Source organism: Haemophilus sp. HMSC066D02 (assembly GCF_001810545.1).
Classification (GTDB): Bacteria; Pseudomonadota; Gammaproteobacteria; order Enterobacterales; family Pasteurellaceae; genus Haemophilus_D.
In genome coordinates this window covers 65,209-87,315 of the sequence record NZ_KV801828.1, presented here as the reverse complement: position 1 = coordinate 87,315, position 22,107 = coordinate 65,209, and the positions used below count along the sequence as shown (strand labels likewise).

Annotated in this window: 21 protein-coding genes; all 21 read right to left on the bottom strand. The window is 40.8% G+C overall.

Annotated elements, in window-relative coordinates:
• Positions 1-104: 104 nt before the first annotated feature.
• The 21 genes from HMPREF2750_RS09470 to gpt all read right to left on the bottom strand — a co-directional run bounded on the left by HMPREF2750_RS09470 (position 105) and on the right by gpt (position 22,018).
• Positions 105-1,514 carry an MDR family MFS transporter gene (locus tag HMPREF2750_RS09470; RefSeq protein ID WP_070583693.1) on the bottom strand — a complete coding sequence of 470 codons (1,410 nt, stop codon included), beginning with the start codon at positions 1,512-1,514 and terminating at the stop codon, positions 105-107.
• Complete coding sequence (gene mobB / locus HMPREF2750_RS09465; protein ID WP_070583692.1) at positions 1,493-2,002, bottom strand: molybdopterin-guanine dinucleotide biosynthesis protein MobB; 510 nt, start codon at positions 2,000-2,002, stop codon at positions 1,493-1,495. Before mobB ends, HMPREF2750_RS09470 begins: the two co-directional genes overlap by 22 nt.
• Positions 2,003-2,137: 135 nt before the next feature.
• On the bottom strand, positions 2,138-3,082 hold the full coding sequence (rseB, locus tag HMPREF2750_RS09460; RefSeq protein WP_070583691.1) for a sigma-E factor regulatory protein RseB: 945 nt from the start codon (positions 3,080-3,082) through the stop codon (positions 2,138-2,140).
• A 70-nt stretch (positions 3,083-3,152) separates the two neighbouring features.
• Positions 3,153-3,734 carry a sigma-E factor negative regulatory protein gene (locus tag HMPREF2750_RS09455; RefSeq protein WP_049366672.1) on the bottom strand — a complete coding sequence of 194 codons (582 nt, stop codon included), beginning with the start codon at positions 3,732-3,734 and terminating at the stop codon, positions 3,153-3,155.
• 21 nt (positions 3,735-3,755) lie between these two features.
• The gene (gene rpoE / locus HMPREF2750_RS09450) at positions 3,756-4,331 is read right to left on the bottom strand and encodes an RNA polymerase sigma factor RpoE (RefSeq protein ID WP_014064431.1); all 576 of its coding nucleotides are present in this window, start codon (positions 4,329-4,331) and stop codon (positions 3,756-3,758) included.
• A 117-nt stretch (positions 4,332-4,448) separates the two neighbouring features.
• Positions 4,449-4,706 (bottom strand): FAD assembly factor SdhE, encoded by a 258-nt coding sequence (locus HMPREF2750_RS09445; protein ID WP_070583689.1) that lies wholly within the window; start codon positions 4,704-4,706, stop codon positions 4,449-4,451.
• Positions 4,707-4,791: 85 nt separating this feature from the next.
• Positions 4,792-6,468, bottom strand: a complete 1,677-nt coding sequence (locus HMPREF2750_RS09440) for a fructose-specific PTS transporter subunit EIIC (RefSeq protein ID WP_070583687.1) — start codon at positions 6,466-6,468, stop codon at positions 4,792-4,794.
• Between the two features lie 4 nt (positions 6,469-6,472).
• Entirely contained in the window at positions 6,473-7,414 is a 942-nt protein-coding gene (gene fruK / locus HMPREF2750_RS09435) for a 1-phosphofructokinase (RefSeq protein ID WP_049373744.1), read from the bottom strand.
• A gap of 3 nt (positions 7,415-7,417) precedes the next feature.
• Positions 7,418-8,938, bottom strand: a complete 1,521-nt coding sequence (gene fruB / locus HMPREF2750_RS09430; RefSeq protein WP_070583684.1) for a fused PTS fructose transporter subunit IIA/HPr protein — start codon at positions 8,936-8,938, stop codon at positions 7,418-7,420.
• A 74-nt stretch (positions 8,939-9,012) separates the two neighbouring features.
• On the bottom strand, positions 9,013-9,543 hold the full coding sequence (locus tag HMPREF2750_RS09425; RefSeq protein WP_070583683.1) for a hypothetical protein: 531 nt from the start codon (positions 9,541-9,543) through the stop codon (positions 9,013-9,015).
• An 81-nt stretch (positions 9,544-9,624) separates the two neighbouring features.
• On the bottom strand, positions 9,625-10,935 hold the full coding sequence (locus HMPREF2750_RS09420; protein WP_070583681.1) for a polyamine export protein PaeA: 1,311 nt from the start codon (positions 10,933-10,935) through the stop codon (positions 9,625-9,627).
• 110 nt (positions 10,936-11,045) lie between these two features.
• Positions 11,046-11,570: a DUF1523 family protein gene (locus tag HMPREF2750_RS09415; RefSeq protein ID WP_049371396.1), complete on the bottom strand. Its 525-nt coding sequence runs from the start codon at positions 11,568-11,570 to the stop codon at positions 11,046-11,048.
• Between the two features lie 26 nt (positions 11,571-11,596).
• Positions 11,597-12,379, bottom strand: a complete 783-nt coding sequence (locus HMPREF2750_RS09410; protein WP_070583679.1) for a YchF/TatD family DNA exonuclease — start codon at positions 12,377-12,379, stop codon at positions 11,597-11,599.
• A 7-nt stretch (positions 12,380-12,386) separates the two neighbouring features.
• Positions 12,387-13,367 carry a DNA polymerase III subunit delta' gene (locus HMPREF2750_RS09405; protein ID WP_070583677.1) on the bottom strand — a complete coding sequence of 327 codons (981 nt, stop codon included), beginning with the start codon at positions 13,365-13,367 and terminating at the stop codon, positions 12,387-12,389.
• Complete coding sequence (tmk, locus tag HMPREF2750_RS09400; RefSeq protein WP_070583675.1) at positions 13,364-13,996, bottom strand: dTMP kinase; 633 nt, start codon at positions 13,994-13,996, stop codon at positions 13,364-13,366. Before tmk ends, HMPREF2750_RS09405 begins: the two co-directional genes overlap by 4 nt.
• Entirely contained in the window at positions 13,996-15,045 is a 1,050-nt protein-coding gene (mltG, locus tag HMPREF2750_RS09395; RefSeq protein ID WP_070583673.1) for an endolytic transglycosylase MltG, read from the bottom strand. The genes tmk and mltG overlap by 1 nt, the downstream gene beginning before the upstream one ends.
• 62 nt (positions 15,046-15,107) lie before the next feature.
• The gene (locus HMPREF2750_RS09390) at positions 15,108-16,040 is read right to left on the bottom strand and encodes a peptidylprolyl isomerase (RefSeq protein ID WP_070583671.1); all 933 of its coding nucleotides are present in this window, start codon (positions 16,038-16,040) and stop codon (positions 15,108-15,110) included.
• Between the two features lie 77 nt (positions 16,041-16,117).
• On the bottom strand, positions 16,118-16,657 hold the full coding sequence (pyrR, locus tag HMPREF2750_RS09385) for a bifunctional pyr operon transcriptional regulator/uracil phosphoribosyltransferase PyrR (protein ID WP_041918208.1): 540 nt from the start codon (positions 16,655-16,657) through the stop codon (positions 16,118-16,120).
• A 78-nt stretch (positions 16,658-16,735) separates the two neighbouring features.
• A complete protein-coding gene (gene dnaE, locus HMPREF2750_RS09380; protein ID WP_070583670.1) occupies positions 16,736-20,215 on the bottom strand; it encodes a DNA polymerase III subunit alpha in 3,480 nt (1,159 codons plus the stop codon).
• 35 nt (positions 20,216-20,250) lie between these two features.
• Positions 20,251-21,480, bottom strand: coding sequence for a hypothetical protein (locus tag HMPREF2750_RS09375; RefSeq protein WP_070583667.1), 1,230 nt, complete (start codon positions 21,478-21,480; stop codon positions 20,251-20,253).
• 79 nt (positions 21,481-21,559) lie between these two features.
• Complete coding sequence (gene gpt, locus HMPREF2750_RS09370) at positions 21,560-22,018, bottom strand: xanthine phosphoribosyltransferase (RefSeq protein WP_005699092.1); 459 nt, start codon at positions 22,016-22,018, stop codon at positions 21,560-21,562.
• Positions 22,019-22,107: the final 89 nt, after the last annotated feature.

Here is a 22,107-nt window from a genome sequence, read left to right as displayed (position 1 = left end):
CCCAAACATAAATATAAAATTTTACCTAAGATATAAGCAAATCAAACTTTTACGAAATAAGAAAAAGATCTTTCTTATAACAAATTAGACTAAGGCATTCAATATCAGCGTTTTTTCCGCAAATGATCTCCATCTGTTTTGCGTAAATAACTCAATATCCAAACTAATGCGATCGCAAAAATGGAAGTCGTCAGAAACGTGTAACTGAAAGCATGTTGTAACGCATCCCCTTCATTACCAACAAATTGACGGTATAACGTCAAAATAATAGATGCCACAGCGATACCAAAGCCAATTCCCACTTGTTGCACAATACTCAGCAAGGTTGAACCTGTACCACTTTCTTCCTGTGATAGATCGCCAACAGTAAGTGTATTAATTGAACTAAAAATCATCGACATGCAAGCACCGTACCACATCAAATTACATATAATCCATGTTGTGGATGATGAGGTATCAAGCCATGACATGGAAACTGTTGAACCAGCCATTAAAAGTGACGATAAAATTAACGTGGTTTTATAACCTAAGATATTTAAGATATGCCCAATAAAACGTTTAAATACGACAGACATTAGCGCAATGGGTGCAAGCAACCAGCCTGACTCTTCAGCTGAATAGCCAAAAGAAAGTTGGAACATTAATGGCAATAAGAACGGCACAGCCGAACCGGAAAGACGGATAAAGATATTGGCTGCAATGCCTAATCGAAATGTTCTTGTATTGAAAAGAGATAAAGGCAAAATGGCACGTTCATTACCTTTTGCATAAAAATAATAGGCCACCAATAATGCAATACCAATCGACAATGCACTATATGTAGTCATATTGTCACGGTGACTTTCGCCGAGTAAATCAAGCCCGAGCGTTAAGCCAACTAAACCAAATGCAAAGAGCAAAAAGCCTGTCCAGTCTAACTTATTTGCACTGCCCTTATGATTTCCCATCACTTTAGCCGCCGCCCAGAAGCCTAACATACCAATAGGAATATTGATTAAGAAAATCCAATGCCATGACGTATGCACCACAAGCCAACCACCTAAAATCGGGCCAAGAATCGGGCCGATGAGTCCTGCTGTAGCCATTAAATTCCAGGCATTAATTAATTGATTTTTCGGTACGGTTTGAATAATCGCAAGGCGAGCGACAGGCATCATAAATGCCCCGCCAATACCTTGAAGAATCCGTGCAAGTACAAGAGTTTCGAGAGAGGTTGCCATCGCACAAGCGACTGAACCGAATACAAAGGTAAAAACTGCTGAGCGGAAAACAGTAAGCGTACCAAATTTAGCTGCCGCCCAAGCAGTTAAAGGAATAAATAAGGCTACGGCAAGAGAATAGGCGATAATCGCCATTTGCATTTCAAAGACGGGGGTTTGCAGATCTGTTGCGATGGTGGGTAAGGCAGTATTTAAAATAGTCGCATCCAAGCTTTGCATAAACAAAGCCATGGAAGCCACCCAAGCCAGCCCTTTATAATGCTGACGTTCTATTACTGCGTCTTTTTCCACCATTGATAAATAAACTCAGCAATTTGTTCAATGTGATTAATATCTAATAAAGTGCGGTCAGTTTCAAGCGAATAATCGGTTGCTAAAGCCAACACGTTTTCATCTAATTCCGGCAACGGTTTTGTCATCTCTTGTCGATGCAACAGAATCTTTGGAATGGGTTCTTGTTTAAATCCTTCCACCAAAACTAAATCCGTTAAATGACAATCAAATTGTTGGCTTAAATAGGTTAATGAAACCGGCTCTTGAGGGGTTTCTGTCATCAATGCCCAGCGATTATGACAAGCCATAATAACTTGCGCAGCCCCCGCCTCTTTCATGCGCCAACTGTCTTTTCCTTCTTTATCCACATGAGCGTTGTGATGACTGTGTTTAATCACTGAAACACGTAGGTCTTTTTTAATTAATTGAGGAAGCAATTTTTCCAGCAATGTGGTTTTGCCACTACCGCTGTAACCTGTGATGCCAAGAAGAGGAAGGGGATTATTCATTGTAAAAACCTTAAGAAAAATGACCGCACTTGATAAAACAAAACCCCGCAGGACGGGGTTTAGCTATCAAAATCCATTAGGTGAAGAAAGTATAGCAAGGGGAAACAAAATAGCAACTTTCTTACTGCTACTGAATTATTTTAGGAATGTTACACCTTGTACAATTCGTTTCGCTGCGGCAATGGGAAGCTGTCCGATAAAGGTAATTTCTTTGTCGCCCATGACTTCACTATAAATCGTGTAAGCCCCTTGTTTCCACGTGTTTTCTTTTGCAGCAGTGCTATCTGCTTTATTGATATAAAGTGTGAAAGTGAAAAGACCGTCACTAAATAACGCATTTTCAATCACTTCACCATCCATCACATCTTGATTTTGACGAATTAAATCAAACCCTTGCGGTAACCAATCAGTTTTCCAATTGATTGAAAGAGATGATTCCTGTTTCCCTTCACTTAAAAGTGGCGGCATCGAGACTTTATTAAGGTAATCGGTTAAACCACGTAGACGATCATCGATATATAACGTCACCACGCGGAATTGATCCAATAACTTGCCTTCGCGATCAAGCATATCACCACGCAATAACAAACTATTTTCTTCATCTAAGAAAACGAGGTATTGATAGCGAAAATCATCTTTTGGCACAATGCGAATGGTATCGACAAATCGACCTGCAATTCGGTCTTTTCCAAGCTTAATAAAGTCATAATTCTGACTCAGCTTGCTAAAATCAGTACGAATCACTGCCGGAAGCGCATCCACAATCTCACCACTGTTAATGGTGAAAGCACGTGAACCTGGCTGGAAATAGCTGACTAAATTACCGCGCTGGATGATTTCTTGCTGCTCACCATCTAATGTCACCAACTGTGCATACACTTTTTGCCCTTGCTTAATATGACGATAACGGAACGAGTCCATATTCGTTGGTGTCGTTTGCACAAAAGCAATCTCATAATTTAAATCTCGCATGGCTTGCGACATTTTATTTAATGACTGAATTGGCTCTTCTGCAAATGCCGTAAAAGGCAAGAAGAATAAGCCTAAAAGTGCGGTTAATTTGAGAAACGTTTTTTTCATAAATAAATCAATTGATCCATAAAAAAATTCACCACGCCTAAGGTGGTGAATTATCGATTAATTGCTGTAATTATTTCGCTTGGTTGCTACCCACATTTAAGCTATCTGCATGCATACGACGCTGTAATTCATAGTTTTGTAACATCGTACCAATACGGCGATTTTTTTGTTCAACCTGTTCCGAAGTGGCTACATCTTTGGTCGGAGCGTTGTAACTTACTTCTTGAACTGAACTGTTAAATGGTAAGGTTTGTAAAACAGGGTTTTCTGGTGTAACCGACGTGCTTTTCGCATTAAATGATTGCACGCCTACTACTGCCACTAAACACACACCTGCAGCCACCGCAATTTGTGTCATTGGTGCAAAGAATGCTTTTAATTTTTGCACGAATGGTAAGCTGTCTGCTTCTTCAGGTGTTGGTTGAGAAACAGTAATCTCAACGTGTTTTACTTCTTCTAATTCAATTAAATCAGCCATTTTCGCCGTAAAATCAGCACCTAATAATACTGGTGACTCTTTACGCATAACTGCTCTTACTGTGTGATACGCCGCCCAAGATTCTTGTGAATCTTTATCCTGACAAAGTTGTTCCGTCAACTCGGCACTGACTTCTTCTCCATCCATATAGGCTGAAAGTAACTCTTTTTGCATTTTATAAACTCCGACTTTATTTTAACGTTGCATAAGCGGTTGTATTTTGTTCTCAATCACTTCCCGAGCACGGAAAATGCGAGAACGTACAGTGCCTACTGGGCAATCCATTATTTCTGCGATTTCTTCGTAACTTAACCCTTCAAGCTCACGCAAGGTAATCGCGGTTCTTAAATCTTCTGGCAAACTGTGAATGGTATCGAATACCACTTTTTCTAATTCGCTAGATAACATTTCATTTTCAGGGGTATCTACATCACGTAGATGGGTTCCCACATCGTAGCTTTCGGCATCTTCAGCCAAAATATCTTCGCTCGGTGGACGGCGCCCCTGTGCCGTTAAGTAATTCTTTGCCGTATTAACGGCAATTCGATATAGCCAAGTGTAGAATGCACTATCGCCCCGAAAAGATTCAATGGAACGATAGGCCTTAATAAAGGATTCTTGTACAACATCTGGAATGTCGTTATGAGAAATGTAGCGGGTTAAAAGTCCGGCTACTTTATTTTGATAACGAGAAACCAATAAATTAAAGGCTTTTTTATCGCCTTGCTGCACTCTTTCTACCAAAGCCTGATCTGTTAGCTGTTCAGCCATATATCTCCTATGCTACGTCTAACACGCCTTCATATATTCAAGACAGCAAGCTATTGTTGCTTTATCAGACAGAGTTAAAATTGAAAAGTTCCTTATGTATAAAAAATTTCAAAAAAATTAACGGATATTCGTTTTCTGCACATCTTGGATATATTCAACCATCGCTTGCACTTCGGCATCGTCTGATTGACTGCCATTAAAAAACCACGAAAAAAGTTGTAAATCCGTGGCGGCAAGTAAACGAATAAAAATATCTTTTTTGTCGTCAGTTAATTGGTCAAAATGCGCTTTATAAAAAGGCATGATGATTTTATCCAGCTCAAGCATACCTCGACGACAATCCCATTCAATGCGGAGTTTATTGTATTTATCCATAATTTCTCCCTAAATCATTGTAATTATACCTGATAAATGAAAAGTGCGGTTAAAAATTACCGCACTTTTTTAATCAAAGAATTGGCTATTCTGTCGCCTTTGGTTTAATCACCGCGTAAACCACACCGGTTAATAATGCCCCCGTTGCGATTGCCCCTAAGTAGAGTAATGGCTCAGAAACAAATGGAATCACAAATAAACCACCATGTGGTGCTTGCAGAGAAATATTTAATGCCATTGAAATGGTACCGGCAGTTGCACCACCAATAACCGAGCTAATAATCACACGTAATGGATCGGCAGCCACAAACGGTAATGCCCCTTCAGAGATAAAGCACAAGCCTAAGACAAAAGAAGCTTTACCTGCATCACGTTGATTACTGGTAAATTTACTTCGCGCAATCCAAGTTGCAATCGCCATACCAATTGGTGGCACCATACCAGCGGCCATAGCGGCGGCCATTGGGGTGTGAACTTGAGAGGCTAACATTCCCACGGAGAACGTATAAGCCGCTTTGTTTACTGGACCACCCATATCAATACACATCATGGCACCGATAATCGCACCGAAGACCATCGCATTGACTTCCCCCATGGATTTTAACCAATCACTTAAGGTCGTCATAATTTGTGAAACCGGTGGGTTAATCACATAAATCATAGCAAGGCCAACAATCAAGGTACCAAAGAGCGGGAGAATTAAGATCGGTTTTAAGGAAGTTAAACTTGCCGGCAATTTAATGGTTGCATTTAATCCTTTCACCACATAACCCGCTAAGAAACCGGCAATAATCCCACCTAAAATCCCTGCACCTGCTGTGGTGGCTAACATACCGCCAATGAGACCTACCGCAAGTCCAGGACGGTCTGCGATAGAAAAGGCCACATAGCCGGCAAATACTGCAATCATCAAGTGGAATGCTGCACCGCCACCGATATCCATTAAGGCTTTTGGAATACCATGGAAAATTGTTTCATCTTTGAAGGCTTCGATACCAAACATAAAGGAAATCGCGATTAATAAACCACCGGCAACCACCAATGGCAGCATGTGGGATACCCCGGTCATCAAATGTTTATAAACACCTTTTTTCTCGCCACTTTCTTCTGATTTTGCAGAAGATTTTGCTGAGCCACCTTCGTAAATTTTCGCTTCTTTAAATGCCTTATCGAATTCCTGTGCTGTTTTCTTTAACGCTAAACCGGTCGACGTACGATACATCGGTTTTCCTTGGAACTTATCTAACGGCACATCAATATCGGCTGCAACAAAGACTAAATCTGCTGCTGCAACTTCTTCAGGAGTAATTTCATTACCTGCGCCCACTTGGCCACGGGTTTCCACTTTGACCTGCCACCCTTGTTTTTTTGCATAGGTTTCAATGGCTTCAGCAGACATAAAGGTATGCGCAACCCCCGTCGGACAAGCTGTCACCGCGACAATATTTTTGACGTCAGAAACGCCGCTAAATCCAACCGCACTTTGAACTGGTTGAACATAGTCCACTGCTTGATTAAGCGCATTCGTCAGCATGACTTCAGGAGAAGCAATTGCCGCGTCTTCATTGACTAAAAAGACTTTTTTGCCCACAAGATCAGCAGAGTTTGGCAAACTAGACCCGAAAACAATCACTAAATCCGCCTCTTTGGCTTGTTCAACCACTGTATGATTGGCTTTTTTCGCTGCCACGCTCAATACTTGGCGAAGTAAATAGGCTTTTGCCGCACCAATTTGCGGAGATTGAGTTAAAAACAAATTCATTACATTATCCTTCAATCACAGAAATTTTGACATTCGCCAGAATTGGCTCAAGCAAGACGATATCACTCACGCCCACATTGCTTTGCGAAACAGCAAAGGCAGAAACAGCACTTGCAAACGCTAAAGTTTCCGCTTGAGATAAGCCTTTTTCGATACCATAAATTAAGCCAGCTACCATAGAATCGCCTGCGCCTACAGTGCTCACCACATTTTTACATTTAGGTGGTTGAGCTTGAATAACAGCTTGATCACTCAGCCATAAAGAACCGTCTGCCCCCATCGAAATAATCACATTAGCAATGCCTTCTGCTTTAAGTTTTTTAGCCGCTGCAATAATTTCATCAAGAGAATTTAACGGATGACCAATCCACGCTTCTAATTCGCGATGATTTGGTTTCACCAACCAAGGATGCGCTTTCAAACCAGCCGCGAGTGCGGCATTACTGCTATCTAATACGACTTTCACACCAGCTTTATGCAACTGATTAAGCCAATCCGCGAACAATTCAGGACTCACACCTCGCGGTAAACTGCCACATACCGCAACAATATCAAAGTTTTGGCAATACGCTAATGAATCTGCTGTAAATTGCTGCCAAGCTTCTGGAGTGATTTGATAACCTAAGAAATTTAAGTCTGTTACATCCGCTTCGGTTTCCGTAATTTTTACGTTAATGCGAGTTTTGCCCGCAACGCGGTGAAATTTGTCTTCCAAGCCTTGTTTTTTAAATAAGGTTTCAAAATCACCGACGTTATCTTCCCCTAAGAAGCCACCAACGGCCACCTCTACGCTCAAGTCTTTCAACACCTTGGCAACATTAATGCCTTTTCCGGCAGGGAAAAGACCGAGCGTTTCAACAGTATTCACTTCGCCGATTTCAATACGCGGCAAACGCCCGACTAAGTCGTAAGCGGCATTTAAGGTAATTGTTGCTACTTTTGCCATCACTTACTCCTTACCTTCACCTAAACCGCTTTCAATGACTGCACCAATACCGTCAATCGCTTGTTGAGCTTCTTCACCACTCGCCACAAAACGTAAGCGGTGACCTTTCACGACACCGAGCGCCACAATTTTCATTAGACTTTTTGCACTGACTAATTGGGTATCACGATCTAAGTTTTGTACCGCAACAGACGCATTATATTTTTTCACTTCATTAACGAGCACGGCACTTGGACGAGCGTGTAAACCGTGTTCATTGCGAATCATAAATACCGCTTCAATGGCATCGGCTGGTAAGCCTGTTTTTTCTTCGTGAATTTGTGGTGCGTGCTCACTGCTTACTTCAATGGTATCAGGTTCAGCAGGTGGCACAGCTGATACGCTTTCGCCAAGCCCACTCGCAATGATCTTACCTAAGGCTTCAATAGCTTGTTTCGCATCATCACCTTCCGCAACAAAACGTAAGCGATGACCTTGAGTTACACCCAATGCCACGATTTTCATTAAACTTTTTGCACTAACTGGTGCGGTTTCTCGAGTAAGATTTTGTACCGTAATCTTGGAGGTGAATTTTTTCACTTCATTGACGAGCTCCGCACTTGGGCGAGCGTGCAAACCATGTTCATTACGAATAGTAAAGATACCAATCACTGCACCTGTCGCGATTTGGTCTTCAGATTGAGCAGCTGATGAAACTGGCACTTTACCGCCATTAAGTGCGGTCAAAATTTGCTGCGTATTACCACTTAATAAAATATTTTGTACTTCATTATCCAATAAACGTGCTAATGTCTCATTGATTTGGTCACTGACAGCCGAAATCGTCAACACGCCTTTCACCGCTTTGCCATTATGATTAAAAATGGTTTTCGCACGACTGAATGCCAACGCATTTTTCACGTTACCTGAGACAGCATCGGTTACCCATAGACCTTTGCCAAGTGGCAGAGCAGAATTGGATACCACTTCAGAAACAAAGCTATTTTCAACCGCACTTTGCTGTTGTAATTTACCTGCATTGATGGCGGTAAGGGTGAGCAAACTTTGCGTTTCAATATCTAAACTTAATGTTTCTTCTGTAATGCTAAAAGCATCGCTTTCACCTAACAAAATAGCTCGGAATTTTTCAACATCTGTTAATGTCGCTAACTGTGCTGCAGTGTCTTCATCACCTAAAACATGCGTTAATTGACGAAGTAAAGCAAGATGCTCATCAGAACGGGCAGCAATACCAATCACAACATAAGCAATATTACCTTCTCCCCACTCAATACCTTGTGGAAATTGGAAAACTTGCACACCAGTTTTTTTCACCATCGAACGGGTTTCTAATGTACCGTGTGGAATCGCAATCCCATTGCCTAAAAAAGTGGAGGTTTGTTGTTCACGTCCAAGCATGCCTTGTAAATAGCCTTGTTCAACATTACCAGCTTGCTCCAACGCACTTGCAGCCATTTCAATAGCTTGCAGCTTATTTGTTGCCGTAGCATTTAAATGAATGTTGCTTTCCGAAAGTTCTAACATTCTTGCTCCTTCACATTGATGATTTAAAAAAAGAAAAGCTGCTGATGAGGTCTCTCATCAACAGCTCAAATTGATTATTGGCCGGTACAGGCTTTGAGTAGCATTTCGCTACCTTGGGAAATGTAGGCGTCATTTTCACCGCGCTCTTTGCCTTTTTGCAAATCACGCATTGCATCGTAGATCCCTTGCGTCACACTTGGCGAATCCACTTTTTGCCAACAATTTGCACTTAAACGGCTGAAGTTAGTTTGTAATGCTTCTGCATGTAACACACCGCTATAGTAAGCATACACATCAGAATCATGACCACCTGTGTAGAGTTTATCTTGAATTTGCTTGATTGGTACAACAATACGACCGAGATACCAGTCATTCGCACCACTTGCAAAATTATCCACAAAGAAATTTTTTGTTACACGATCTTTATACGTTGCCACAGTGGCTTCATAAGCGGCGGCATAAGATTTTTGGTCGATTTTATCTTTATCTAAATCAATGACCTTTTTGTCTTTACCTATAAATGGAATGTAAGAGGTCATATCTGAAATCGAAGAACAACCCGCAAGCATTACTGCCACAAAGAATACCGAGATTTTTTTAAACATTAAATTTTCCTTATTTATAGGCGGTTAAAACCGCCGTTAATTATACTTAGAATAGGGGATTAAGCAAGGAAACGCCTAGCACTACGCTGATTCTTTGCTCACGCCGTTGTCTTTGACAATCGAAACTAAAATTTGATCAATTTTGAAGTTTTCAGTATCAATAACTTCAAATTTATATTTATCGTATAACACAAAATCAGTTTTTTTCGGGATTTTGCGTAGCATATACATCATAAAGCCACTGATGGTTTCATAATTTTCTTCATCAGGGAAAGATTCAATATCTAAAGCACGCATCACATCTTCAAGAGGGGTCGCACCATCAATCAACCAAGAGTTTTCATCACGGCTGACAATTTGTTCTTCTTCGTTAGAAACCAATTCGCCCATCACAATACTCATCACATCGTTTAAAGTAATTAACCCCACAACCAGTGCATATTCATTGACGATAATGGCGAAATCTTCACCTGTGGATTTAAACAACTCCAATACTTCGTATAACGACAGCGTATCTGGAATAAATAACGCTTTACGCAATAAACGGCTATCCGTTAAATCCACTACTTCTTGTTGAAGATAGAGTGTTAATAAGGTATGTGATTCCACATAACCTAAAATCTTATCCAAGCCATTATCACAGATCACTAATTTAGAATGAGAGTCTGCCGATAAGGTATTCAACACTTCCTGACGAGTAAAAGTGCGGTCTAAAAATACGATATTTTCACGGGTCGTCATGGTTGAAGACACGGTGCGCTCTTGCATCTCAAAAATGTTTTCAATCAAATAATGCTCTTGTGTTTTTAGCACACCTGCTTCCGCTCCAGCCTCTACGATAGCCACAATGTCTTCTGATGTCATATTGTCTTCGCGCTTAGTGGATACCCCCATTAAATGGAAGAAGATATTAGAAAGACCATCAAAAAACCATACAATGGGTTTCAATAAGAAAATAAAGGCTTGCATAATGCCAATAGTCCGCAGTGCAACACCTTCAGGATTAATCAGTGCGAGGCGTTTCGGAATTAAATCGGCTAATAAAACAAATGTTATGGTTACCATGAAAAAGGCAATCCAAGAGGAGGCTGGCTCAACCCATTCAGCCGTGGTGTATTCATGTAAAAAACTCTGTAAGTGAAGACTAATGGTTGCTTCACCAATCACACCACCAAGTACGGCAACCATATTAAGTCCAATTTGTACTACAGTAATGAAACGCCCTGGCTGTTCCTGTAATTTTAAAACTTTCTCCGCTTTGATATTGCCTTCATTGGCCAACGTTTGTAGTTTAATGCGTCTTGCACCCGCGAGAGAAATCTCGGCTGATGACAAGATTGCACTGACAATAATTAATACGATTAAAATAAAAATCGCTGCAGATAAGCTCATAATGTTCTCTTTATTGGTTTTAAAGTGCGGTTAATTTACCGCTGGTTTTTAGGTTAGAAATGTTATTATTAAATTGTGAGGGCGTTCTATGACGCCCCATTTGAGAAACGCTAATTTTCGCTGTCGAACCAGCCACGTACAAATTGTATAGAAAGGAAAAGAGTAACTAATAAGAAAGCATAGAATACCCAAGATAAAATCGGATGGCTTGGTGTCACATCGCCACTGATTTCTTTCACCGCAACGGCATTGCGATATTCATCGAACATCGTCATACGCCAACCGTAATACTTGATTTGTACTAATTTGTTTTCATTACCCAAGGCTTGAACTTGAGCCTGTAAGTTCGCTGAACCAAATTTGAAATAGAATGGAAAACCCCAACGGGTATCTTCATTACGATACACCATGATTTTGCCATCATCATTTTGTGTATTAATAAAATACACATCGCGTGTTGGACCATCAGCCGGATTCGATTTTGTAATCGGGCCATCTTTATCCACACGTTTCACTTCCACACCGGTTACTCGCGTTACATCATAGTGTGGGAAAACGTAGTCCACCACGGCGAACATAAAGCCGTGGAAAACAAAGACCACTAAAAATAAAAAGTATTTAAAAAACTTACGCATAAAACTCTCTCATTTAAATCGATGATTTATTGTACATTAATTTTAAATAAACGCTCGAAGTTTTGTGTACTAATTTGCGCAAATTCTTCCATAGACAGCCCTTTTAACGCTGCCACATACTCACACACTTCACGTGTATAGGCAGGTTGGTTCTCTTTACCACGATAAGGCACGGGTGCTAAATAAGGCGAATCCGTTTCAACTAACAAACGATCTGCCGGTACATAACGAATGGCTTCTCGAATACTTTCCGCATTTTTAAAGGTAATAATGCCAGAACAAGAGATGTAAAAACCTAAATCAAGTGCCTTTTTCGCAAAATCCAAGGTTTCTGTAAAACAATGAATTAATCCACCGCACTTTTCTGCATGGTGCTCACGCAACATGGCAATGGTATCTTCTGGTGCTGAACGCGTATGAATAATCACGGGTTTATCCACTTCATTAGCAATTCTGATTTGATCAGCAAAAACCGTTTGCTGCAATGCCTTATTATCTGCACTGTAATAATAATCCAAACCAATTTCGCCAATTGCGATCACTTTTTTATCTTGGGATAAACGTAATAAACGATCGGCATCGTAAGGTTCTTCTTCAAGATCTAGTGGATGCACACCGCAAGCCAAAGACACATTCGGAAATTTTGCTAACTCAGGGTAAGCTTTTTCAAAACGGCTTAATGTTACGCCAATCGCCAATAAATGCTTCACATCTCGTGCATTGGCTTTGGTCACTACATCAGCAATATCTTTGTGTAAATTTTCATAATCCAATGCATCTAAATGACAATGGGAATCTACGATAAACATAATTTATTTAGTCCTTAAATACATCGGTAATTAATTTCGTCAAACCATCTAGTAACATTAATTCTGTATTAACACCATTAATGGTAAGTAAATCCGAGCGTACTTTTTGCATAATTTTATTTGCGGTTAATAACCCAAGAGCTGTTTGCTCGTCTGCAAATTGAGTTACACCTGTTTTAAGATCGAGTGTTTGCCAGCCACTTTGTATTTCGAGTTTGTATTTAATAGCATCGCTTAAAAACGCTAAAATCCAATCCATTTGCTGGACGGTGCGTTCTTTTTCAAAGAAAGGCAAAATTTCCAAAGGCGAACGACGACGATAAAAAAGCCAAAATTGGCGTAGGAAATTCTTCCGTTGTTCAATTAATCCTTGCTGGAGTGTTTCCAATGCTAACAGTGGACGCCCTAAATTCATCGCAAGTGCGGTCAATAATTCTGATGTTTCTGCCTGAAATTGAGAAGAAAGCCAGGTTAAGGCTTCCGCTTCTGTTGGTAAAGGGACATTCCACACTTGGCAACGGCTGTAAATAGTCGCTAACAACGAAGAGGAAGGTTCTGTTTGCAATAAAAAATACGTGTTCGGACGTGGCTCTTCCAAGGTTTTGAGCAATGCATTCGCTGCCGCTTCCGTAAGACGTTCTGCATCTTGAATATATACTAATTTATTGCCGTTTTGTTGCGCGTGTTGGCTGACAACTTCATTAATCATCCGTACCTGATCAACTCCAATGTCTTTGCCTTCTTGAGAGGCTAAAACATGAAAATCAGGGTGACTGTGCGCTGCCATTAAATGGCAAGCATGACAATGACCACAAGGTGCATTATCTGGCGTTTGACACATAATGTGTTTTGTCAAAGCCTCAAACAAACCTTCAGCACCGAGACCTTGATCAGCTTTAATCAATAATGCATGATGCCCCAAACCTTCGCTAAAAGTTTGGCTAATTTTGTGATAAGTAGGCACTAACCAAGGATAAAGTTCGCTCATTTTGTTTGTGAAACCCACCAATTTTTGACCGCACTTTGAATGTCTGCTTGTACTTGTTCCAAAGGCTGACCTGCATTAACAATGGCGGCTTTCAGGTTGTTCTGCACCAATTCCAAATAACGTTGGCGGGTACGATGGAAGAAATCTAGTCCTTGTTGTTCAATGCGGTCTAATTCACCACGGCCTCTAGCTCGAGCAAGCCCTTCTGCAGGATCAATGTCTAAATACAGTACAAAATCAGGCTCAAAATCACCTAATACCATATTTTTTAAATTCGCCATAAGCGTTTGGTCAAACTGACGCCCGCCGCCTTGATAGGCCTGTGAAGACATATCATGTCGATCACCCAACACAATTTTACCTTCTGCCAATGCTGGCTTAATCACATTTTCTACCAATTGAATTCGTGCCGCATAAAGCATCAATAATTCCGCTTTATCCGTAACAGGTTCTTCTGTTTCATGTTTAATTAAATGGCGCAATTTTTCTGCTAGTGGTGTACCACCCGGCTCACGAGTAAATACGATATCATTCACACCAAGGGATTTTAATGTATCCACCACCGTTTGCATGGCGGTACTTTTACCTGCACCTTCCAACCCTTCAATCACGATAAATTTGCCTTGCATTAGTTGGCTCCTTTTTGTTGGCTACGATACCAACGTAAATATTCTTGCACGGCTTTATTATGCTCGTTCAGATTACGAGTAAATTTATGGCCGCCACTTCCATCGGCAACAAAATAATAAAAGTCCGTTTTTGCTGGATGCGCCACAGCCTGCAAAGCACTCTCACTCACCATCGCAATCGGTGTTGGTGGTAAACCCTCAATCATATAGGTATTGTAAGGAGTTATCGTTTCCAAATCTTTCTTACGAATATTACCGGTATAACTCTCACCCATTCCATAAATCACCGTTGGGTCAGTTTGTAGTTTCATATTAGTTTTTAAACGGTTAATAAATACGGAAGCCACTTGTGGACGCTCCTCTGCAATCCCCGTTTCTTTCTCCACAATAGAAGCCAAAATCAGCATCTGATACGGATCCGCTAATGGGAGATTTTCATCGCGCTCATTCCACGCTTTATCCAAGGCTTTTTGTAAACGAGTCGTTGAACGTTTTAATAATTCAAGATCAGTCGAATTTGGGGTGTAATTATAGGTATCTGGATATAACCACCCCTCCATGTTATTCCATTCGGAAACGGCTTTTGCAACGGCTGGAATATCCAATAACGCCATGATCTCTTTATCCGTTTTACCTTGCAAGGTTTGTTTTAAGTGCGGTGCGCTTTCAAGGTTTTTACGCCATTCCTTGAACGTCTTACCCTCAATAAACTTCACACTAAATTGCGCTTCCTTGCCAGAATTAATCATATCCAATAAATCTTGCAACGTTTTCACGCCCGTTAAAGAATAAGTCCCTGCTTTCACTTTGTTGAGCTGTGGTTGTAATTTCAATAACCAAGGTAATAAATCGGCATGCTCAAGAATTTTTTCCTGCTCTAATAACGCAGCAAGTTTACTGCCCGTAGTTCCTCGCTCAATTGTCAGCAATTGATCTTGAGTAGCATTTACCGGCGTATGAACAAACTCCGTTAGTTTTTGATAACCCCAAAAACCAACACCGCTAAGAACAACCAGAAGAATCAGTAAAAAGACAAAAAATTTTTTCATGCGTCACTCATTTTATAAAAACGACAAAGGGGCAAAATGCCCCCTTATTCTAACGTTTTCTGTTATTTATCGAAATATTGAATATCAGCATTTTTACGTAATGCTTTCACCCAGTCTTTGGTTGCTTCTTGCAATTGGCTATTTACGATTTGCTCGTAAGCTTTTTGACGATAGGCATCTTCTGTTTTATCGCCATCACGACTACCGGTTACTTCGAGAATATGCCAACCAAATTCAGATTTAAATGGGGCAGAAATAGTACCTTGTGGGGTTGTTTCAACCATTTTTGCAAATGGACCTACATAAGCTTCTGGGAAAGCATAGCCTAAGCTTCCGCCATTCGCACCAGATAAATAATCTTTAGAGTATTTTAATGCCGCATCAGCAAATGTCATTTTGCCAGAAATAATCTCGCTACGAATACGTTCTAATTCTGCTTTAGCTTGTGCATCATTCAGCAATGGGTTTAATTTTAATAAAATATGACGAACTTCATACTCTTTGCCCATCACTTTTTGTGCAGTGCCTTTTGCTTTTGCTTCATCGAGCATTTGTTTACCCAATGCATCCACTTGCTCGCGAGTCACATCTACGCTATTTTGAATAGCATGGTTACGCACACCCGCCATTAACATTTGGCGAGAGATTTGTTGTTTAAATGCATTTAAGGAAATGCCTTGATAATCGAGCGCATCTAAGAATTGACCATAGGTTAAACCATTTTTCGCCGCAATATCTTCTACGATACGGTTTACTTCCGCTTGGTTTACTTTTACACCTGATTCTTTGATCGCTTTCTCTGTCAGCATATCATCAATAATCTTATCTAATGCTGCACGTTGACTACCTTTCTTGCCCATTACGGCATTCACTTGACTTTGTAAAATTGGTGTACCATTTACGGTCGCCACAACGCGTTCTTCTGCTTGTACTTGAGAAAAAGTAAACAGACCAATCATGGCAAATAAAAGAGATTTTAACATTGATTTTTTCATTTTAGTTGTCTTAAAAAATAATAGGATAATGCTCGTTAGATTATCAATTTTATCAAAGGTTCACAATAGGCTGATCGTTATTTAGGCAATAATGCCACTTCATAACAACCATCATATTTTAATGTACGCACCTGAACTTGTTCATCACGGGAGGTCGGCACATTTTTACCTACATAGTCTGCCCGAATCGGCAATTCACGATGTCCGCGATCCACTAAAATCACCAATTCAATTTTAGCTGCTCGACCAAAATCCGTTAACGCATCCATCGCCGCTCGAATGGTTCTTCCAGTGAATAGCACATCATCGATCAAAATGACTTCTTTACCCTGAATATTCATATAACTGGAGGCGCCGCTATACACAGGGGTTGGATTTTCAGGTTCAACATACTCTAAGTCATCACGGTAAAACGTGATATCCAATTCCATCATTGGAAGACTTACACCATTCAATTCTTCAATGCGACGTTGAATCAATTCTGCAATTTCTGCTCCACGACGTTTTACCCCAACTAAAATCACATTATTGAAATCTTGGTGCTTTTCAATAATTTCATGGGAAATACGTGAAATGGTGCGTAAAAATCTGTCTGCATCAATAATGATTTTTTCCATTTTATCTCTCGCTTTGTTTATATCGCCTAAAGTGCGGTTAAAAAACACTGATTTTTTGACCGCACTCTTACTGGAATATTAACCGAATTCTAGCTCTACTGCATTTTCACCGAGCAAATTCACCAATTCTGTTAGAATCTCATCCGTTGGTGTAATTGACCATTGAATCCCTAAACGCAATAATGCACGGCCTTTTGCACTTTGATAATATACGTTAATTGGTAAAGTCCCGCCACTAACAGGCTCTAACATTTCTTTCAGTTTCTTAATAAAACTTGGACTAATCTGCTCCTCTGACAAACTGATTGCCAAAGATTTCGCATAACGGGAACGCGCCTCATCCAAGGTCATCAAATCCCGTACAGACATTTTTAATCCGCCTGAAAAATCATCAAAACTTACCTGGCCAGATACCACCACAACCGTATCTTTTTGCAACTTTTCGCCGAATTGGTCTAAGCTTTCGCCGAATAGGGTGAGGTCTAAACGCCCTGATCGATCATCAATGGTTGCGATACCGATACGATTGCCTTTTTTCGTTGTCGCAAAACGCGTTGCCACCAACAAACCAGCTGCAGTGCTAATTTGCCCACGGCGGTTTGGCGTGAGATCTTTTAATCGCGTAGAGCTGTAATGAGAAAGCTCTTTTAAATAACGACTTACTGGATGGCTGCTTAAATACAAACCTAGAGTTTCACGCTCACCATCTAAAATTTGTTTTTCTGTGTAAGGTGGCGTGTGGGCATAAGCATTTTCCACTTCTTCGTGTGTTTCTGTTAGCACACCGAACATATCGGTTTGCCCCATGGCCTCATCTTTTGCATGCTGATCAGAGGCTTTGAGTGCATCTTCTAGATTCTTAGATAATGCCGCACGGTGTGGCCCTAGCTTATCAAATGCGCCTGACATAATCAGGCTTTCAAAGGTACGACGGTTAATTTTTTTCAGATCAACGCGAGCACATAAATCAAATAAGTCTCTGAAAATCCCACCTTCATTACGAGCGGTAATCAGTGCATCAATTGGGCCTTCACCCACACCTTTAATGGCACCGATACCGTAAACGATCTCACCATTTTCATTCACACTGAAATGATGTTTCCCTACGTTGATATCCGGTGGGGTGACTTTTAAACCCATACGTAAACATTCATCGTACAAGCCAACAATTTTATCGGTATTATCCATTTCCGAGGTCATTACTGCTGCCATAAACTCAGCAGGAAAATGGGTTTTCAGCCAAAGGGTTTGGTAAGATACCAATGCGTAAGCGGCAGAGTGCGATTTATTGAAACCATAGCCAGCAAATTTTTCCACCAAGTCGAAAATCTTCATGGAAAGCTCGCCATCAACACCATTTTTTTCAGCGCCTTCTTTAAACACTGAGCGCTGTTTCGCCATTTCTTCCGGTTTTTTCTTACCCATCGCACGACGTAATAAGTCCGCACCACCAAGAGTATAACCCGCTAGCACCTGAGCAATCTGCATAACTTGTTCTTGGTACAAAATAATACCGTAAGTTGGCTCTAAAATCGGTTTAAGGCTTTCATGTTGATAGTTTGCGTCAGGATAAGACACTTCTTCTCGACCATGTTTACGGTCAATAAAGTTATCCACCATGCCCGATTGTAATGGACCAGGGCGGAATAATGCTACCAACGCGATAATATCTTCAAAACAGTCTGGCTGAAGGCGTTTAATTAAATCTTTCATCCCTCGCGATTCCAACTGGAATACAGCAGTCGTTTCTGACCGTTTCAACAACTCAAAGGATTCGGGATCATCTAATGGAATAGCTGCAATATCGACTAGCGGTTTGCCTTCACGAGCAAGGCGGGCATTAATCATATCTAGTGCCCATTTGATAATGGTGAGTGTACGCAAACCTAAGAAGTCAAACTTCACTAAGCCGGCATATTCCACATCATTTTTATCGAAGTGGGTAACAGGATGAAGCCCCTCATTGTCACAATAAAGTGGTGCAAAGTCTGTAATCAAAGAAGGGGAAATCACCACTCCGCCTGCGTGTTTACCCGCATTTCGCGTGACACCCTCTAGCTTACGCGCCATATCAATCAAGGCTTTGACTTCTTCATCTGAATCATATGCTGTTTGTAGTTGCGGTTCAGCCTCAAAAGCCTTGGCTAAGGTCATGCCGGGATCCGGGGGTATCATTTTCGAAATACGATCCACAAAGCCATAAGGATGGCCTAATACGCGCCCCACATCTCGAATTACCGCTTTGGCCGCCATGGTACCGAAGGTAATAATTTGTGATACGGCACCGCGACCATAGGTTTCTGCCACATGATCGATAACACGATCCCGTCCATCCATACAGAAATCCACGTCGAAATCAGGCATGGAAACACGTTCTGGATTGAGGAAACGCTCAAAAAGAAGATCGAATTCAAGGGGGTCCAAATCGGTGATTTTGAGTGCATAAGCCACCAATGAACCCGCACCGGAACCCCGTCCTGGTCCTACTGGAATATCATTGTCTTTTGACCACTGGATAAACTCCATGACGATTAAGAAGTAACCAGGGAAACCCATTTGGTTGATCACATCGAGTTCGACTTGAAGACGCTCATCATATTCCGGTCGTCTTTCTGACCGCACTTTTTCATCGGGGAATAAAAACGCCAACCGCTCTTCCAAGCCTTCTTTGGATTTCATTACCAAATAATCTTCCGTACTCAGGTCGCCTGTTGGGAATTTTGGAAGGAAATATTCGCCCAAACGCAAAGTGACATTACAGCGTTGCGCTATTAATACCGTATTTTCAAGTGCAGAAGGAATGTCCGCAAATAAGTCGCACATCTCTTCTTCTGAACGGAAATATTGTTGTTCGGTATAGCGTTTTGGACGTTTTGGGTCGTCTAGGGTATAGCCATCATGAATAGCGACACGAATTTCGTGCGCCTCAAAATCATCAGGCTCAAGAAAAACCACATCATTGGTCGCCACAAGCGGTAAATCATGAGTTTCAGCAAGCTTTAATGCAGCTTGAATATAACGTTCTTCATCAGGACGACCCGTTCGAGAAAGCGAAAGATAAAAATGGTCAGGGAAAAATTCTTGATAAAAACTGACCGCACTTTCCGCCTCAGAGCTATTTTCTTTAAGGAGTTTTTTTGCAATATCGCCTTGTGTGCCACCCGATAAAACAATTACACCCTCACGGTGTTCAATCAACCATTCCTGGTCGATATAAGGCAAGTCCACATAGCCGCGTTGATAGGCTTTTGAAAGCAATAAGGTGATGTTTTTATAGCCTTCATTGTTCTTAGCAAGTAAAGTAAGCGTAAATAATTCCTCACCGCATAACTCGCTTTTAACATGAACATCGGCACCAATAATCGGTTTAATCCCCGAAGAAAGGGTTTCACCATAAAAACGCACCACGCCACAAAAATTAGTAAAATCGGTTAATGCCAATGCGACCATATTATTTGCTGCACACGCTTTGACCAATGGTTTCACTTTTACGATACCATCAATCATTGAAAAATCGGTGTGTGTACGAAGGTGTACAAAACGCGGTTGAGTTGACATTAATAATCCTTATTTTGATAGTTAAAACAGATAACTTAGGCTTTTTTAATATCTATTCTAGCTAAGCCTTCTTTAAAAGCGAATCCATAACGTCTTGGTATTGACGCTTCAAATCGACCATTCTCTACTGTAGTTTCATAGCTGCAAACTTTAAATTCAGGCACACGAATAAAGGAATAATCAACATTCACCATAGGCGATATTTTTGAGTATAACGTCCATCTGACTTTGCACCCTTCTTCAAAAGAGGTTTTCGCATCAAAAACGCTTGCCCCTTCGCAATGCGCAATTTGGTAATTAGGATAAAACTCTCCAGGGAAAGGTTTTGCATCACAGAAATTAAATACTCTATCATGAGCGAATACATCTTGGCGAATATAGCCCCACAACTCTTCAGCAAGGAAATCCTGATCGGCAAAATGACGAGAGTCGTAACCCTTATCAACAAAACGTTGAATTCTTACTTCCATATCAGGCACAGCGCCAGCTTTAGCGCCCCACATCCCCGCTAAAATAAGTGCGGTATGAGAACCTGAATCACGCATCGTATGGAATGAGCGACCATTTTCAATCCATTCAGCCACGGCTTCACTCTCTCGGTGAGAAACCACGGAGTCAGCATCACGGAAGATCACATACTCAGCTTCAGGATCATTAATGGCGAGAAAACGCCACATTGCACCAGGCCATTTATTCACTGGTGAAGTAACATAAACCACTTCTGCACCATTATTTTTTAATCGCTGAATTGCTCCAGTAGAAACTGAATCATCTACATAAAAACGGCATACCCAACCAGGGAATAACATCGGAGAAACCTGTGTATTTAATACAGCCGGCTCAATATATTTAGAGTTATTACCAAATAAAGAAAATGCAATAATTCGTTTACCATTTTTAGGTGTAGGAGCTGGGAGCACTTCCTGTGTCGGAACGGGAATAGCTTTATCTTTCAACTCAAGAGCTAAACTGCCATAAAAGCCTGAACGCTCCCAATTGTCTACGGCACCATAAGCATGTGCCAATAAATCTAAAGCCGGAATATATTGTGCATCTAATTTTAATGTTTTTAATTCTGCTTCAATCGCCTCTTCCCATTTTAATTGTTGCAAATAAACATAAGCAATTTTATGAGGGTATTCGGGATTATTGGGATCAAGCAAGCAAAGCATTTCAGCCAGCTTGACTGCTTCATCATATTCTTTATTTTCAAGTGAAGAAACGTAAGATCGCTCTAGCGCTTTTTGTGCGTCGATATTATTCATAATCAAAATAAATTGGTCATAATTATTACGCCGGAACTATGAAAGCACCGGCGTAACGAAATTTTATATTCAGGTTTTATTATTTTCTTGCCAATGGTGGCACGAAAGTTAAACCTAAATCCCAAGGTTGTTCAATCCAAGTATTTTGTGGAATATCAATCACGTAATCATCCACTAACTCAGCACCTGCAGGTTTTGCGAATACCGTGACGAATTTTGCTTTTGGATACATTTCACGAATTGCACGAGCGGTATTGCCGGTATCTACCAAATCGTCTACCACAATCATTCCTTCACCATCACCACTTGCACGGTGTAATACTTTTAATGCACCTTGTTCATCATGATCATAGCTCGCAATACACACGGTTTCTACGAAACGAATATTTAATTCGCGAGCAAGTACCGCTGCTGGGAATAAACCACCACGGCTTACTGCGATGATACCTTTCCACTGAGTGGCAGGAAGTAAACGTTCCGCTAATTTGCGGGCATGCATTTGGAACATATCCCAAGTCACAACATATTTTTCGCTCATAACAAATACCTTAAACTTTGTCGCTAAATAAAAAAATTGCGGAATTTTAACCTGAAATGGCGTTTTATGCTATGATTTCCGCAAAAATT